The sequence below is a fragment of the Pseudomonas sp. NPDC090201 genome, assembly GCF_044746825.1.
Lineage (GTDB): Bacteria > Pseudomonadota > Gammaproteobacteria > Pseudomonadales > Pseudomonadaceae > Aquipseudomonas > Aquipseudomonas putida_AD.
In genome coordinates, this window is record NZ_JBIVCX010000002.1 from 33,520 (window position 1) to 49,514 (window position 15,995).

Genomic DNA, 15,995 nt, shown 5'->3' on the forward strand with positions numbered 1-15,995 from the left:
CATCACGATGAGCGTTGATTCTGAAGCAGAGAGCCTTCATCTGATATAAGCAGGGAGCGAAGCTTTGCGGGAGGAGCGGAATAGGATTGCCTTGGCGCCGGTCAGGTATGACTGATTCGGGTCGCTTTTTTTCCAGCAGACGAACTGCCAGGGCTTTTGGCAGACATCGACGTAGCCCCCACCCCACAAATCAGCCTTGCCTCCATTGTGCAGAACGATGTCAACCCGATTACGGGTCGACTAGACAAGGGCCACCATCCCTGCCTCCCAAGTGGATGATTTCGAGCACAACTCAAAAATCGAACAGGTCGAGGCAGCGCTCGGTAAACGTCTGAGTGCTTCCGTGGAAGCGGCCTAATTTTTTGTCTGTCCATTTATTGGGATCGCGCCCCCCCCCCCCCGGACATGAGGTTGCTCTCAAAAATAAAAAACCTCGCCGTCAGCGAGGCTCAAATCACAAATTATTAGTATCGAGGCCTGAAGAAGCTGGCTAAGGCCCATCCTACAAAAGTCAAAAATGCGTCAAGGTAAAATAGCCCTACATAGTTATGGGGTAACTGCCGGCTCTCGATCAGGCTGCCCATCTCGGGGCCTGGCGTGAACAATGCGAAGAACCCGTTAGGCAAAACCGCCAAAGCGAAAAGTAAGGCATACGTCGCCCACTTGATTTTGTCGCCATGTTGGTAAGAGCTATCCGCCCACCTCAAACCAATATACGTAATCGCCCCAGCAGCCATAATCACCCACAAATGACTCGGAAAACTGAAAAAGATCTCTGCCGCCATGTTCCTTGCTTGCATTGCATTCCCACCTCATTACGAAAGGAGCAGATTATTGCAACAGAGACTCTAGAAAGCAAAAACCCGACTCTGAAAATAGGGGTTTGAGTCGCGAGGAAAGAGATTTCTAAAGTATTTTGAAAACTGGACGATAGACTGCGAAATAGCCCATAACCATGACCATCACCTCGGAGCCATACATGGACGTCAATGTCTTTAAAATTGCAGAAGTGACCAACGAGCAGATTCTGCAGAAAATCAAGAATCATGAATCATTTACGCTCGAATGCGGCGACGCCGAACGGTATTCGCGTACGCTGGAATGGCTTGAAAAAAACATAGAAGACCAGGGCATGAAGGTCAGAATCTACATGGTGGGAAGAGCCGCAGCGATGGGGGCTGCAGTTTGGACGGGATTCGGAACCATCGCAGCAGCAGCCTCTGGCATCGCTATTGCCGCTCACAACATCGCCACGTGGTCCCCAGATTATGAGATTGGCAAGAATCCAATATCACCTACCCTGTATGTCAATTACAAGAAGTAGGAACCAACAGGCATGCAGATCTGCATGCCTGTTTTTTAATCAGCCTATTGAGAAGCTTCTAGCAGTCCCTCTATCGCGCAATCGCCCCCCGGTACGCCGGCCTTGATAATCTCGCTGATCGTATACTCCCCACGCCTGTCTCGCGCCCGCCCCGCAAAGCAGAGTACCTCATTCCGAAGTAAATCCAGACGAAGTCACCTACTGGCGTATCGCGCTTGCTCAGTCGGGTCACAGCACCGTCACGGTTAGCGCCAAGTCATCCGCTTCGATTACTCGGTTACCTTCCCAAGCTCGGCCAGGTTCGCGAAGTTCGCGCCTGAGCTTCGCGAGAGACTGTCGCGGTGTTTCTGACCAGGTGGCTCGCATCCAAGACAAGGCACCTTTCAAGCGGTTCTTTCGAAGGCTATGGTAAAATCCTCGAGCATCGCTTGGGCCGGAGCTGTACGCACACATGATGGTCGATTTGAAGCGGAAGACGATCAGGGACTGGCTCGACACGCTTCAGATCGGCGAGAAAACGCTGAGCAATATCCAAAACTGCCCTAGGTCGGGGCTGACCGACGCAATGGATGAACTGATCGAGGGCAACCCGCTGGCCGGCTGTACCTAAAAGCGCAAGGCCGCGCAGACTGAAGATGACGATATCGATCAGTTCAGTCCCGAGGAGCAACACGCGATTATCGCAACGCTCACTGGCCAGCCCGCCAACTTGGTGCGGTTCGCACTCTGGACCGAGCTACAGACAAGTGAGCTGATCGCGCTGGATTGGGGGTATGCGGGCGCACGCGTTGAAGAAGGCTGGCGTTCGGTATCGGCGTCCGTGTCAAACTCGGCGCGCCTGTGCCTCGATGATGATCTAGGCTAGCGAGCATCTGGTGTGAGTAGCACAGCAGATGGGACATAGCGATTGGACTATGATTGCGCGGGGTACGGACGATGGACGCCCGACGCAAATGTAGGCACCGGCGGAAAAGCGGAAAAACTATGGAAAGTAGAGGCTGCGTACATATCTAATTTCCACAATCAAGACTCTTCGTGACCAAACAAATCGTCTATGAGATGACCGGATTTCTTTTCGATTTCTTCAACATAGCTGTCAACATCAACGGGGAATGAGGTCTGAAGACCTGCCTGATTTTCCCAACTTCTAGTCAATGCTGTAAAGATTTCTAGTATGTGATTACCGCGACGAATGAAATTAATAAGGAACAGCTGGATAACTTTAACTCCATCTTCTGTATCCAAATCCCATCCTGAAATATTTTTATGGTTGTGGACCATGTCATTCCGTTGCTGCAGATAGGTCTCTAGAGTTTCTGCAAATTTTGGATGAATACTCGATCGGCGTCGGACCTGCTCTAGAAAATAGCCAAGTCCTTTTTTTCGCTCATCTGACCTTATGCTTTGCAGCTTCTCCATGGTGAGCGGGCCGTCTTTTTTTTGCAGAACAAAAGTGATGCAGAAGCGCAGCATCCCCTCTACCGTCTGGGCATGACAGACCGCGAAGCCTAGAAGGGAAAAAACATCATTCGGGTTGGGTTCGCCCAGAGGCATGGCATCAAGTTCCTAATGTTCCACGCCGGATCATACACGCTTACTTTGTACAGAATCGAGGATAACAGCTTTATGCCCGCCTTCGGCCTCATAGTCTCGTAAAATGGACCCTAGACACGGGTTCAAATCCCCCGGCTCCACCAAATGATCAATCAAAGACGTCCACGGACGTCTTTTTTTGTGTCTGGAATTCCTCAAACACAAGCAAGCCGAATACAAAAGTTGCCGGATCGAGCACGCCCCCTCCCCCGGCTGCGAATTATTCGCTGTCCAGTTGCCTTACCTGATACACCTGCCTGATGCTAGCACCCATGCTGTTCTCCACCATCAGCCGCCCCAGCCTAACCCCCTCGATGAGCACCATTCAGATACCCAGTCTTCGAACTGCCCGAGCACCATCCGAGAGGTCAGGAGAGATCACTGACACGCCGTAACGATCAACTGATCTAAAACGCCCCCATCCGCACCAAGGACCATCGATGTTCAAACCCCAAACCCCTCTGGTCCGAATGAAAGCAGTTGCCAGCGGCTTGCTCCTGATCGCCGCCTGCCTTTACATCACCGCGCTGGAGCTCACCCACATCTACCCCACCTTCGCCAGTTACCTAAAAGCCTTCTCCGAGGCGGCCATGGTCGGTGCGATCGCTGACTGGTTCGCCGTCACGGCGCTGTTCCGCCGTCCTATGGGCCTGCCGATCCCCCATACGGCGATCATCCCGCGCAACAAGGCTCGGATCGGGTCGAACCTGGGTGATTTCATCTGCACGCACTTTCTGTCCCGTGAGCAGGTGCTGGCGAAGGTCAGTGAGTTCGATGCGGCGAAACGTATGTCGGAGTGGCTGTCTATTCCCGCTAACGCGACGCAACTGTCCGGTTTGGCGGTGAGTCTGGCGGGGCATGGAGTGGGGGCTTTGCGGGATGAGCGGGTGCGGCAGTTTGTGCGAACCACGGCGTTGGCTCGGCTGGAGCAGGTGGATCTGGCGCGTATGAGTGGGCAGTTGCTGGAGGTGCTGACCGATGACGGCCGGGCTCAGGAGGTGCTGGAGGGCGTCCTCGACAAGGTGGACGCCATGATGCAGAGCGAGACGACGCAACAGCGGATTGCGCAGATGATCGCGGCGGAGCTGGATGTGTTGCGGTTCAGCGTGTTCGGCAAGGAGTTTTCGTTCAGTGGCATGGCGGGTAACTGGAGTTCGGACAAGCTGGTCAGGAAGATTTCCACGGTCATCAGTGAGGTGAACGCGGACCCCGAGCATGAGTTGCGCAAGGCTTTCGATGAGCAACTGCACACGTTGATCGAGAAGCTGAAAGAGGACCCGGCGTTTCGCCTGCGCGCCAGTCAACTGCGGGCGCAGTTGGTTCAGCATCCAGCGCTTCATGGTTATCTGACGGGGCTGGTCGACGATCTGGTCAACTGGTTCGAAACCGATATCCGCAGCGACGACTCCACCCTTCGCCTGCATCTGAACAGCGGAGTGTTGAAGCTGGGCGAAGCCTTGCGCGAGGCCCCGGCGATGCGTAGCTGGATCAACGAGCAATTGCTCATCGCGGCCGGCCCGATGGTTGAACGCTATCGCGCGCAGATCGGCAACTACATCTCCGAACGCATCGACGCCTGGAACGAGCACGAGTTGGTCGAGCAACTGGAGGCTCAGGTCGGCAAAGATCTGCAGTTCATCCGGATCAACGGCACGCTGGTGGGCGGCCTTGCAGGGTTGATGATCCATGGTGGGACGCAGTTGCTGGCAGGAGTTTGATCGACTGATTCCGGGCGATCGAGCGGCTGGCTCAAGGGCTCAACTTTATTGGATCCAGGCCGAAACACTCTTTTAGACACTCTTTCCTAAACGCACAGGGACGTTGCGCATGCCTCGCTTTTCGGTCAACCCACGCCACACCGGTTGACGCCGCACCGCCAACACTCGAACAACACAACACATCGAAGAGAGCACCATGGCAGACCAATCATTTGAAAAGAACTACTCGGACGACTCGTTCTGGGACAAGGTCAAGAACTATGCGAAATCCGCCGGCGAAGCGGCTCTGGAACCTGCGTTGAAGATGTACTACGCCGCCACCGACGTAGACACCCCGACCTGGGCCAAGACCACCATCTACGGCGCGCTGGGTTACTTCATCTCGCCTATCGACGTGATTCCGGACCTGACGCCAATCGTGGGCTACACCGACGACATCGGCGTGCTGTGCGCAGCATTGGCTGCGACGGCGAGCCATATCAAGGATGAGCATGTGACGCGGGCGAAGGAAACGCTGAGGCAGTGGTTTTCTTGATTGGCCTGCAGGGGCTCACTTGAACCGGCGAGGCTATCGCAATCTATCCTCGGCGTGGCTAGAAGGCGCTGACTAGAGCATCCGGAAAAGCTGTTGGACCACGCTGCAAAGTATGCGGCCATATGACATCATTGGCCTTGCCCTGAATTTTAGCGGCGCACAGGAGCGCTGCCTGGACAGTGATGCATGCGACAGGAGACGCAGTTGATGGATCGAACACAAAGGGTCGAGGGTTTTGAGGCGGAATACGCGCAGCTCGCCAGCCAGCGCGGTGATACCGCTCCGGCCAAGCCGCGCATCGCCGCCTGGGGTCTTGTTAAGGCGGGAAAAAGCTCTTTGCTCAACATGTTGAGCGGGCACGCCAGCGATGAGCATTTCAAGACGGGGGATACCCGCACCACCCGCACCAATCAGGCCCTTGAGCTTGATGATTACGTACTGATCGATACGCCGGGCCTGGGCTTTGATGCAAGTGACACTCAGCAGGCCAACGAGGGGCTCGACAGCGCTGATGTCGTGCTTTTCGTTCACGCGCCACCGGGCGAGCTGGACGAGGAAGAAGTGGCCCTGCTCGATCAGCTGCGCGAGACCTATGGTGACGATGTCGGCGAGCGCGTGGTGCTGGTAATAAGCCAACTGGACAAACTCCAGGACGCCGATCTGACTGACGTCAGACAGACCATCGAGCGTCAGGCTCTGATTCATCTCGGTGCCATGCCCGAGTGCTTCGTTATCTCCAACACTCGCTTCAAAAGCGGAGTTGAGAAGGACAAGGAAGGGTTGCGCAGCAAAAGCGGGATTCCGCAACTGACGGAACATCTGCAGGCCCTATCGAAAAGCCTCACCCGCTCGCTGGAAGAAGCACGACAAAAACGCCTGGCGCGCCGGGCACTTGATCTCTGCCAGCGTATCGACCTGGCGATGGAACAGGAGATCAAGCTGATCGAGCAGATCACCGAGCCATACGTAGTGAAGGCCAAAGCGTTCGTCGAACTCATCGACGGTGCCCGTCAGACGTTCAGGACCCACACGTCAGACATGCAGAAAGCCCGCAAAAAACTCGAGAGCCTTTAAGTAAGGAGACTTGCAATGCCTCTACCCTGGTTGATCGGCGCCGCAGCAGTCGCTGCCGTAGCCGCCATTGCCAAAGCTGTTTCCGATGACAGCCCCTCCTCTTCCAGCAGCACGACGACCCACGACGATAGTCACCGGCGCAAGCAGGAGGAGGAAGCCAAACGCCAGCGTGAACGCGATAACCTCAAGGCCCGAGTTGGGTCGCTTGCTGGGGAGCGCCGTGAACAGCTCAAGACCGGACTCAGAGCGGCGGCGACGACACTGGCGGCAACATCGGACAAGCACAATCCGGTTTCCGAAGGCTTGAGCAAGATGACCAGGCTCACGCTAGAAGGTGTGACGGGCGATCAGCTTGAACAACGTATCCGCAGCACCGCGTCTTCTACGTCCGGTTACGGCAAGACCGTCAAAGCCATCCTCCAGGCGTCACCGGCTCTGGAAGGCGAACAGGTCGTGAACTTCATGCAAGGGATGAATCTGCTTGAAACCGTGACCGCGCCCGCCGATGCCTCTGCCAGCGACCTTGCAGCACTGGCCAAGGCACAGGCCGCCCAGCAACGCATCGAGCGGCTACAGCAGCTCAAACGTCAACTTCTAGCCCAGGCGTAAACGATCCATGAGCACTGTTACTCGCGATGAGTTGATGCAGGTCTTTCAGCAATTGCAGGGGCAATTCTCCAGCAAGAAACAGAGCCTTGCCGATACCCAGCAGCGCTTCGATACGCTGCGCACAGGCTTCGTCGAGCTGATGCGCCAGAATACGGAACGCATGGCCGCGTCGGTCAACAAGCAGAACCCGCTTGCAAATGACGCCGCTCAGCTCGCACAGCGCCTGACGGACCAGTTCTGCGTCTGGGAAAAACGCGCAAAGCTGCGGGCCAGTGGAGCGGCGTTTCGGGAAAATTACAACGATTCTCTGTTGGTATTCGTTTACGGCAAGGTCAAGTCCGGCAAGAGTTCGCTGGGCAACTACGTGGCCTGGGGACATAGTGAGCCTTCTGCTCATTTGAAAGCAGAGGCCGCCCTGAAACCCGCTTACTTTTCCCATGAGCGCACCTCTGTCGCCAGCGGTGATCAGGAAGGTGAAGCGTTCCGTTCGGAGCAATTCCGAGTGGGCGCAACCGAGGCCACCAGTTCTATCCAGGGCTTCAAGTTGCCGGGCTTCACCTGGGTCGATTCCCCCGGGCTGCACTCGACCAACAGCGCCAACGGTGACCTTGCGCGCAAGTACGTCGATCAGGCGGACCTGATCCTCTACACCATGAACTCGCAAGCCCCTGGCCGCCAGTCGGATATGAGCGAAGTCAGCGCCCTGCTGAGCGGCCAGCGTTCGCTGATGGTCCTGCTGACCGGTAGCGACCTTACCGACGAAGATGAGGATGACGACGGGCAGCTCGTCACCGAAGTTTTGATGAAATCCAAAGAGACGCAGCAGCGCCAGATCAAGGAGGTCGCTAACAACCTCGTGGCGATGGAGCACGATGCTGTGGATAAAATCAGCATACTGCCCATCTCTACCCGCTTCGCTGAACGGCATCCTTCGCACTTGCAGGAAAGTGGTTTGGGAACATTGTTCCAGACCCTCAAGACCCTTTCTGAGGGCCAGGGTTTGCAGCTCAAGCTGAACACGCCGCTGAACAACCTGCGCAAGGCCGTCAAGGAAACCAACGACGATCTGGGCCTGATCAAGGAACTGACCGAATCATTCGAAGAGCAGATCCAGAAACAGGACCAGACGGTGGAGCGGGAACTGCACATGCTCGGCCAGAAAGGCACGACGCAGATGCGCAGTTTCATCAATCAACTGTTCAACGGCCTTCGCCCTGCCAACGTTCAAGCGCAGTTGCAGGAGCAGTTGGCCAAGGTTGTCGGCCAACTGACCAGTGAGGCAATGAAGACCATTGGTGAAACGCAGCAGAATGCGCTGAAACGCGCCTTCGACATGAGCCGCCTCGGTGCGATTCCGGACTATCAGGAAGTCACGGTCGAGAAGGAATACATGAGCGGCACCCGGAGCAGTACCAAAGCTGCATGGGGGACCGCCGGCGCCGTCATTGGCGGCACCATCGGTTTCTTCGTCGGCGGCCCTGCGGGCGCTGCAGCAGGGGCTTCCCTTGGTGGCGCTGCCAGCATGATCGGACGAAGCGCAGAGGCCATCATGGCCAAACACAACGTGGTCGTCGGCGATAACCTCGAAGAGCAACGCCAGATTGCAATCGAGCAGTACGCGAACGCGCTGCCCACCTATCTGAACGAGCAAGTGCTGGGCATCTACGAGCCCCATCGCGACTCCATGCTCGAATACTGTCAGGTCCTGACCATCGAAATGCAGCGCCTGCGCCAGGCTCTCAACACTCTAGAAACGAGCACCGTGCAATGACAAAACCAGGTCCGATGACACAGTTGCTGGCCCTCTACGACGAAGTAGATCCGCTGTGCGAAACCTACAACCCGAACGACATCGCCAGCATTCGCGAGTTGACTCGGGCGAAGAAGGCCCAAGCCGGTGCGACCATCATGGTGTATGGCGTCTACAACGCCGGTAAGAGCACCTTGATCAACGCCCTTCTCGGCCAGGAGCTGGCTGCAGTGGCTGATGTGCCCGAGACTGCGCGGGTACAAGGCTATCGCTGGGGCGATTTCGAAGTCCTGGATACACCCGGTATCGACGCGCCACTTGAGCACGAAGAAATCACTCGCGAGCAGCTGATTCAGTCGGATGTCGTGGTGTTCGTCGTCAACCCGCTAGGCGTCGTTGAAGAAGAAAAGACCCTCGATGTACTGCTTGAGCTCGTGCTGGCAGGCAAAATGATCTTCCTGGTGCTCAACTGCAAAAACCGCTTTGATCCGATCGATCTTGCGAAGGTCAAGGATGAGTTGCGCGAGCGCATCCAGCTCAAGGCAGGCGCCCGGCAGCTACTGGATCACATCCCGATCGTCGATGTGAACGCCCGCTCTGCGCTCAAGGCAAAACTGGAGAACAAGCAGAATCTGCTGAACAGTTCGGGCTTCCCGAAATTCGAGAGCGCACTTGCCGAGTTCTTCGCATCGGTCGAACAAAAGGCAATCGTTGCACGGGTCGCCACCGAACTGCGCGGTTTCATCCAGGAGACCGTGGATGCACTGGATGAGCAGCAAGACCACGCCTCGATCAAGCGCCTGGACACTTTCTACGCAGACATTGCACGTCGAGAACTCGATATCCGCCGTGGCTTGAAATCACTGATCGAAGCCAAGGCGGCCTATATCAGCAAGAGCACGATCAATGCACTGCACCTCAACAGCGACGGCGCGCAAGCCAAGATCGAGCAAATCATCGGCCAGGCGAACCACGAGGTGTGCACCGAGCTTGAAGAAGCCCTTACCCGCCTGGGCCTGGACGCTTCCGAAATGCTCGAAGAGGTCATCCGCGAAGTACGAATCCAGCCCCAGGCCTACAATGGCCAGGCTGCGCCGGACCTCGATGCGCAGGGCAATGAAACGGCTCAGGGGCCGGCATCGTCCGGTATCGACCTGACCCTGCTTGAATCGGGTGTGCGCCAGGCAAGTGGCCTGCTGAAGGCTGAACATGTGGTCAGTGTGCTGAAGGTCGGCAAGGAGTGGCTGCCTACCCTGTTCAAGGGCATCGGCCCCGTAACGATGGGAAAGATGGCCGAGCAGATCATCGGCAAGGTCATCCCGGTCATCGGTATCGCCTTCCAGGTGGGCAGCACACTATATTCGGCTTTCGCCGGCGACCCAGAGCAGCAGCGATTGAATCAACAGGCCCAACGGGAAGCCCAGGAGCGGGAGCGTCGTGACCAGGCCATTCAGGCATTCGGTGAGGAAACGGCCTGGGAGTTCTCTCAATCGCTCAACTCGGTTGTCGATACCCATTTGAAAGCCAGCTTTGCCGAGATCAAGGAAAAACTGCAAAGCCTGCGCGGCAGCCTCAGCCAGAATCAACGCGGCCTCAGCGAAGATCGTGAACGTCTGGTGAGATGCCAGGCTGCCATGGACGAATATGCCTGAAACTCCTCGGGCATTCGCCTGCAACCGGTGCATGGAGTGCTGCCGGCGGGTGAACCTGCTTCCTGAAACCGCCGCGATGGACCGCGGCGATGGTGCATGCCGGCACCTTGATGAAGTCGAGGGCGCGTGTCGCATCTATGACGACCGACCGGATATCTGCCGCGTTGATCGGCAATACGCGCTCCACTATCAGCAGACGATGACGTGGGACGCGTACGTCAAGATGAACGAGGATGGGTGCAAACAGTTGCAGGTACTGGCGCTCGCCCAAACGATCTGCGCCGCCCCTGCTGCCTGATCAGACCCGTTCAACACGAGGAGAAGCGAGTTCAGTCTATTGATCGAACTCGCACATACCCTGCAGAACACTTTCAGCATCTTCAGACGCCGAGCGAGCAGCCCGGGTAGAACTGCTCGAACAGAGCGGTTGGCAAGCGCTGCGTAGCGAGAGGACTGGCAGCGCAGCAGCACCTGGGTTAGAAAATGCCAAACAACTTGGGTTTGATAACCACGCCGGACAGCGGAAGGCAGCGGGCAAAGAATTGGTCTTGCTCGGCGTACTTGACGAACAATCGGTCGAGCTCAGCATTCACCCGACCAAAGCCCTCGTCAAACCAACCGATCAGAGTCGATTTCAAGGTCAGTATAATTTTTGCCATCTCATAGAGCGCACCCACTTTACTTAGAAGGCTGTCCGACTCAAACCCGTCTTCTATCTCTTTGAATCGGCCCTCCATCTCGGCCTGGAAGTCGTCGAATGCACGAGTCATCGTGCTTTCCAACTCATCGCTGGTTTCCCAGTCCCCGACAAACCCGAAGGACGAAAGGTAATCATCAAAGCCTTGCAGGTCGCCGAGCAGCTCGTCAAAGTTGGGTAGTTCAATCTCGCCGTCCAGATCAAGATCGGCGATTTTCAACAGACTCAGATCCGCCTGCTCAATCTTGCGAACCACTGCATTACGCATGTCGGTGAGTAGACGCTTGAAGTTCAAGCAGCTCATCGCCGCCAGGCGCTTGCTCAGAAAGGCGTGAGATTGCTCAAGGTACAGAGCAAGCACTTCTTCACGGCCGAACGCCTGCGTCGACTGGCCACCGCGCTTGCGAATCGACACGGAACATAGAGGTGTTACCGCCACACCTGGGCACTGTTTATGAATTTCCCGCGTCAGGGCCTCGACTTTGTCCCCTGCCACATCAGCATTGGTCAGGATCACTTGCAGGGGGATTCGCTCATCCTGGCCGATCACTCTGATCAAGGACAAGTCCACGGGCTCAAGCCGTGCGGAGCTGGCGTTAATGACATAAAAAGCGCCATGTATCCAGGTTTCCGGCTGCATGGGCCGTGCACGTCGCTCGTGCATGAAGCGGTCAAACTGTTCTAGCCACCGTGTGTGGTTGTCAGCCTCCAAACCCACACTGTCGAACACATTCAACAAGTGCATCTTGTGCTCAAAAGTATGCGACTGGAAATTTTTTTCCCACGTGGTGACAGGCTTGCCACTTCCGGTCTCAAATAGGCCGGGCTTGTCGAACAGGTAATTGCAGAAGCTACTTTTGCCTACGCCACTTTTGCCCAACACGATGAGATTGATTGCGAACTGATCCATTAACTTGAAAACCCTGAACAGCTGTAATCGTAGAAAGCCTGGGGAGAAAGCGCGGCGGTTCGCGCCTCCCCAGCCCTTGGCGTGCACGAGCAGGGATCAGGCTTTACCCGACTTCCACTTACTCAACCCGCTGCTGAAAGCCTGCATGAACAGCTCACTGGACAGTAACTTGGTCCAGTCCGGCGACTTGCCGGTTTTCAGATAGCCATCGATGGCACGCTCATATACCTCCACCAAAGCCAGTCCCAGTCCGCCGGTGATGACCCCCGCCACGCCCGCATTGATGACCTGCCCCAGCACTGGGATGAACTTGGTAAGACTGGCTGCCAACTGGCGCCCCATCAAACTCAGGATCTGCCCCTTGAGCATACTTACGGCGATTTCGCCCATCGAATCGAAACCATAGAGTTTGGCCAGCGAGGCGGCCATGGCGATCTGCTGAGGCACGATGAGCAATGCATCGGACATCGGCACCGGATTGAGACCGGCACTGGTGGCAGTCGTGGCGCTGTAGGTCATGATGATGGTCATGGCCTCGCTGCGTTTGGCAGGGAGCGAGGCAATTTGCGCGGCGATAAACGACTGGCGCAACGAATCATCCTTGAGCGATGCGCTGGACCAGTCGATCAGTTTTTCAAGGTCCAGCTTCAGCTCTGGATCATGGCTGGGATTTTCGGCACAGGTCTCGAAAACCTTGCAGCTCACTCCGTTTTCGCGCAGGACTTTGCGAAACGCCTGGGAAGTCAGACCATTACCTTGTTCGTCGACTGGCTCGGAGTCGCATTGCGTCAGGACAACGGCCACCGGTACATCCAGTTCACCAGTGATCAACCTCAGGTTGTCCAGATCAAAATCAGTGATGCGGTGATTGGCAACTGACAGACAGTACCAAATGAGGTGGATTTGCTCATTCAGGGCCTGGCTTTTGCGCTTCTTGATTTCAGGGATGATTTTTTCCCGAAAATTGCCCGCCGACGCTTTGCCTTCGGCTACCTCGTAACCTTCGGTATCGAAGATAACCAACGGCACCTTGGGATCCTCGTAGCGGTCGCAGCCGCGAGTGATCGGCTGCCCTGTACCCACCTTGGCAATGGCTTTGCCGAAGATATGATTGATCAGGCTGCTTTTGCCCACCCCGGTTCCGCCAACGATCATCAGGTTGGGTTTTTTGACCTGAGCCATCTCATTGTCGAACTGCTCTTCGAACCGCGTTTCCATACTTGCCATAGATTCGTCTCCGTCACCGCGCCACGTGTGTGCGCCCATATTTCACGCATTAAAAATACATCGGTTTGGATCCGAAAACCTTTAGGCACCAATTGCAAACTGCCATTAACGACACAGGTTTTCAGCCAGGAACTTGAACGTCATTCGACGCGCCGCCTCTTTCAGGGACAGCACCACTCGACCCTCAGAGCAGGTCTCACTCCCCCATCGCCGCCTGCCTCAACGCCTCATTCTCCCGCGCCATCCGCCGGTACTCCACATACGCATCAAACCCGGCCTTCACCACCACCGCCAACCCGACCGCCGCCAGCACATTCCTCACCATGACCCATTCCTCTGTTTGCAATGTGCTCACACCATGCCGTTGAACCGCGACAAATTGCGTCGGGGTCAATCGCGCAGCCGTGCACCAAGTGGTTAAAGGTTGCCCGGGTATCGCCGATAGGCAGACGAAGGAATTTTTAGCTGGCCCGCAGCCAGCATCAACATTGAAAGGAAGACTCCCGTGCCCTCAGCCAAAATCCACACCGCCCTAAGCCGTCAGTGGGAGCTGCTGCAGCACCTCCCCAAGCGTTCCCCTGGCATCACGGTCACCGAGTTGCTGGCTCGCCTGACTGCCGCCGGTTATTCGATCAGTCGGCGCAGTGTCGAGCGGGATTTGCGGGATCTGTCGTCGGTGTTTCCGTTGCAGTGCAATGACGGTGGTACGCCGTTTGGCTGGTATTGGCAGCCGGGTGTGAGCGTGGAGTTGCAGGGGATCACGCTGACGGAGGCGGTGAGTCTGGCGTTGGTGGAGGATGCGGTGCGGCCGTTGTTGCCGGGCAGTATGTTGAGTGTGCTGGAGCCGCGTTTCGAGCACGCCCGGCAGAAACTCAAGGGGCTGGGCGAGGGTAATCCTACGGCGCGCTGGCCGGACAAGGTGGCCAGTGTGCGGCCGGACTTCAATCTGCGGGCGCCGGAGATTCGTGCCGATATTCTGGAGGCGTTGCAGCATGCGGTGATTAGCGAGCAGCAGCTGCACTGTCAGTACTATTCGGCGCATACCAATAAAGAAAGCGAATTGACGCTCAACCCGCTGGCAATCGTGCAGCGCGGTTTGATCACATACCTCATTGCCACGGCTGCGCCTTACACTGACATTCGTCAGTTTGCGGTGCATCGCTTTCGTGCGGTCTCGGCGCTGGACACGCCGTGTCAGGGGCTGGATTCGTTTGAGTTGCAGGGCTATCTGGACAGTGATGCGCTGCAGTTCGGCAAGCCGGAGAAGATTCGTTTCAAGGCCTGGGTGAGTGAGCATCAGGCGCGTCTGATCCGGGAGACGCCGTTGAGCGCGGACATGACGCTGGAGGCGCTGGCCAACGGTTTCGAGTTGCAGGCGACGGTGAGCAATACCTGGCAGTTGCAGTGGTGGATTCTGTCATTGGGTGACGCATTGGTGGTGCAGGAGCCGCCGGACTTGCGCCGGCACGTTGGCGACACCTTGCGCCGTGCAGCGGCGGCCTATGCCGATGAGGCCGTCGAGGCGGCCTCGCTGTAATCCTGGTGCCGCGCGGATGATTGCGCGGCATCGGCAGGCTGCCTATCGACGCAGCCGTGCAAACCACTGGGCCAGGGTGCGGTCGATCACGCCTGCGGTCTTGAAGCTCAAAGACGTGCTGCCGCAGCGCTCGCAACGGTCGCACCATTCGCCTGGGCCCAGGGCGTCGCTGCGGGGTGCGATGGTTTTCTTCCAGCCGCAACTGTCGCAGGTGAAGGTAAAGGGTTGGGGTCTTACGGGCATCTCATCGCTCCTTTGTCCCGCGTGGCCGCCACGCGGGGATGGTCAATTCAATTGTGTCAGGCAGCAGGCACGAGGGCCTGAAGCAGTTCTACCTTGCGCTGCAACTGGGCGACGTGCGCCTTGTGGGCCCGCAGCGCCGATTTCAGTTCGCGGTTTTCCTCGGCATGCCTGCCCGGCCGCGTCTTGCCGCCGAACGGGGTGTCCTGCCAATGCGTCAGCAGGCGCCAGCACTTGCGGCATTGCAGGTACAACGCCGACAGCAGCGCCAGAATCACGCACAGCATGGCCAGCGTCAGCCAAGCCTCAATACCCATAGCATTTCTCTCCTGTCACGAATGCATGTTCAGCAGCCCGTCGATACCACTGCAACGCCTGGCGACAATCCGGCGCTTGCCCTGCCACGCCCTGCTCGTGCAGTCGCCCCAGGGCCCGCGCGGCCTGGACGATGCCGCGCTCGTAGGCCTGTTCGTAATAGCTGACGGCCAAATCCTGATCCACCCGCATGCCTTGCCCGTGAAGGGCCTGCTCTGCCAGGTTGAACGCGGCTTCGGCCGAGCCCAGCACATAGGCGAGTTTGAACAGGCGTCGCGCCAGTACGGTGTCCTGTGGCGTGCGGCTGCCGTTGATCCACAGCCAGCCCAGATCGTTGAGGGCGTCGGGGTCAGAGGCGAGCGCGTCATCGCGCAACGAGCGGTACAAAAAGCCCAGCAGCGCAGGGTCGGTCATGGTTGCCAGCGGGCTGGGCGCTTGCAGCCTGTGGTAGGTGAATGTGTCGCACGTGGCCGGCTTGAAGACGCGCAACGACGGCATGCCAATGCTCGGGCTGGCAGCGGGCGCCCGGGTGGAATCGATAAAACGCATGGCCTGGGGATCAGGCAACAGCGTGTCCAGCATCTGGAACACTTTCTCGGCAGGGCTCATTCGGACAGCCTTGTGATTCATCATTCGATGAGTGCCATTATTCGCAGTGGCGCGTCATTTTGTGTCGTGCGCAAACTGCGGTAGCTGTCGAATCGCAGATGGATCGTCGGCATTAAACACAGTAGCATCTGGCCACACCTTACCCAGCCACGTACCGCCATGGATGCCCGCGACGGCTCAAGCGCGGCGGTCTACGGCCGATACG

Annotated in this window: 17 protein-coding genes; 10 read left to right on the forward strand and 7 right to left on the reverse strand. The window is 57.2% G+C overall.

What is annotated here, in order from left to right; translation table 11 throughout:
* The first annotated feature begins 979 nt into the window (after window positions 1-979).
* Both ACIPOO_RS06425 and ACIPOO_RS06430 read left to right on the forward strand, forming a co-directional pair.
* A complete protein-coding gene (locus ACIPOO_RS06425; protein WP_400605257.1) occupies window positions 980-1,324 on the forward strand; it encodes a hypothetical protein in 345 nt (114 codons plus the stop codon).
* A gap of 451 nt (window positions 1,325-1,775) precedes the next feature.
* Window positions 1,776-1,934: a hypothetical protein gene (locus ACIPOO_RS06430; protein ID WP_400605259.1), complete on the forward strand. Its 159-nt coding sequence runs from the start codon at window positions 1,776-1,778 to the stop codon at window positions 1,932-1,934.
* Between the two features lie 413 nt (window positions 1,935-2,347).
* Here the strand turns inward: ACIPOO_RS06430 and ACIPOO_RS06435 are convergent, their stop codons facing one another.
* Window positions 2,348-2,878: a hypothetical protein gene (locus tag ACIPOO_RS06435; protein WP_400605261.1), complete on the reverse strand. Its 531-nt coding sequence runs from the start codon at window positions 2,876-2,878 to the stop codon at window positions 2,348-2,350.
* Window positions 2,879-3,357: 479 nt separating this feature from the next.
* On the opposite strand from ACIPOO_RS06435, the gene ACIPOO_RS06440 reads away from it, so the two are divergent.
* The 7 genes from ACIPOO_RS06440 (at window position 3,358) to ACIPOO_RS06470 (ending at window position 10,553) form a co-directional block, all read left to right on the forward strand.
* Window positions 3,358-4,635, forward strand: a complete 1,278-nt coding sequence (locus ACIPOO_RS06440; protein ID WP_400605263.1) for a DUF445 domain-containing protein — start codon at window positions 3,358-3,360, stop codon at window positions 4,633-4,635.
* 196 nt (window positions 4,636-4,831) lie between these two features.
* Window positions 4,832-5,170: a YkvA family protein gene (locus tag ACIPOO_RS06445; protein WP_400605265.1), complete on the forward strand. Its 339-nt coding sequence runs from the start codon at window positions 4,832-4,834 to the stop codon at window positions 5,168-5,170.
* Window positions 5,171-5,377: 207 nt separating this feature from the next.
* Complete coding sequence (locus ACIPOO_RS06450; RefSeq protein WP_400605267.1) at window positions 5,378-6,244, forward strand: GTPase; 867 nt, start codon at window positions 5,378-5,380, stop codon at window positions 6,242-6,244.
* A 15-nt stretch (window positions 6,245-6,259) separates the two neighbouring features.
* Window positions 6,260-6,853 carry a hypothetical protein gene (locus ACIPOO_RS06455; protein WP_400605269.1) on the forward strand — a complete coding sequence of 198 codons (594 nt, stop codon included), beginning with the start codon at window positions 6,260-6,262 and terminating at the stop codon, window positions 6,851-6,853.
* A gap of 7 nt (window positions 6,854-6,860) precedes the next feature.
* A complete protein-coding gene (locus ACIPOO_RS06460; RefSeq protein WP_400605271.1) occupies window positions 6,861-8,624 on the forward strand; it encodes a dynamin family protein in 1,764 nt (587 codons plus the stop codon).
* Complete coding sequence (locus ACIPOO_RS06465; RefSeq protein WP_400605273.1) at window positions 8,621-10,255, forward strand: GTPase; 1,635 nt, start codon at window positions 8,621-8,623, stop codon at window positions 10,253-10,255. Before ACIPOO_RS06460 ends, ACIPOO_RS06465 begins: the two co-directional genes overlap by 4 nt.
* The gene (locus ACIPOO_RS06470; RefSeq protein WP_400605275.1) at window positions 10,248-10,553 is read left to right on the forward strand and encodes a YkgJ family cysteine cluster protein; all 306 of its coding nucleotides are present in this window, start codon (window positions 10,248-10,250) and stop codon (window positions 10,551-10,553) included. The genes ACIPOO_RS06465 and ACIPOO_RS06470 overlap by 8 nt, the downstream gene beginning before the upstream one ends.
* Before the next feature lie 178 nt (window positions 10,554-10,731).
* Here the strand turns inward: ACIPOO_RS06470 and ACIPOO_RS06475 are convergent, their stop codons facing one another.
* The 3 genes from ACIPOO_RS06475 to ACIPOO_RS06485 form a co-directional block, all read right to left on the reverse strand.
* Entirely contained in the window at window positions 10,732-11,862 is a 1,131-nt protein-coding gene (locus ACIPOO_RS06475) for a GTPase (RefSeq protein WP_400605277.1), read from the reverse strand.
* 96 nt (window positions 11,863-11,958) lie between these two features.
* The gene (locus ACIPOO_RS06480) at window positions 11,959-13,089 is read right to left on the reverse strand and encodes a GTPase (RefSeq protein ID WP_400605279.1); all 1,131 of its coding nucleotides are present in this window, start codon (window positions 13,087-13,089) and stop codon (window positions 11,959-11,961) included.
* A 196-nt stretch (window positions 13,090-13,285) separates the two neighbouring features.
* A complete protein-coding gene (locus ACIPOO_RS06485; protein ID WP_400605281.1) occupies window positions 13,286-13,483 on the reverse strand; it encodes a hypothetical protein in 198 nt (65 codons plus the stop codon).
* Between the two features lie 111 nt (window positions 13,484-13,594).
* Here ACIPOO_RS06485 and ACIPOO_RS06490 point away from each other — a divergent pair, with 111 nt between their 5' ends.
* On the forward strand, window positions 13,595-14,626 hold the full coding sequence (locus ACIPOO_RS06490; protein WP_400605283.1) for a helix-turn-helix transcriptional regulator: 1,032 nt from the start codon (window positions 13,595-13,597) through the stop codon (window positions 14,624-14,626).
* Window positions 14,627-14,668: 42 nt separating this feature from the next.
* Here ACIPOO_RS06490 and ACIPOO_RS06495 read toward each other — a convergent pair whose 3' ends face one another.
* The 3 genes from ACIPOO_RS06495 to ACIPOO_RS06505 are packed head-to-tail and all read right to left on the reverse strand — an operon-like array spanning window position 14,669 to window position 15,790.
* Window positions 14,669-14,869 (reverse strand): hypothetical protein, encoded by a 201-nt coding sequence (locus ACIPOO_RS06495; protein ID WP_274133608.1) that lies wholly within the window; start codon window positions 14,867-14,869, stop codon window positions 14,669-14,671.
* Window positions 14,870-14,925: 56 nt separating this feature from the next.
* Entirely contained in the window at window positions 14,926-15,183 is a 258-nt protein-coding gene (locus ACIPOO_RS06500; protein ID WP_400605285.1) for a hypothetical protein, read from the reverse strand.
* Window positions 15,173-15,790: a tetratricopeptide repeat protein gene (locus ACIPOO_RS06505; protein ID WP_400605287.1), complete on the reverse strand. Its 618-nt coding sequence runs from the start codon at window positions 15,788-15,790 to the stop codon at window positions 15,173-15,175. The genes ACIPOO_RS06500 and ACIPOO_RS06505 overlap by 11 nt, the downstream gene beginning before the upstream one ends.
* Window positions 15,791-15,995: the final 205 nt, after the last annotated feature.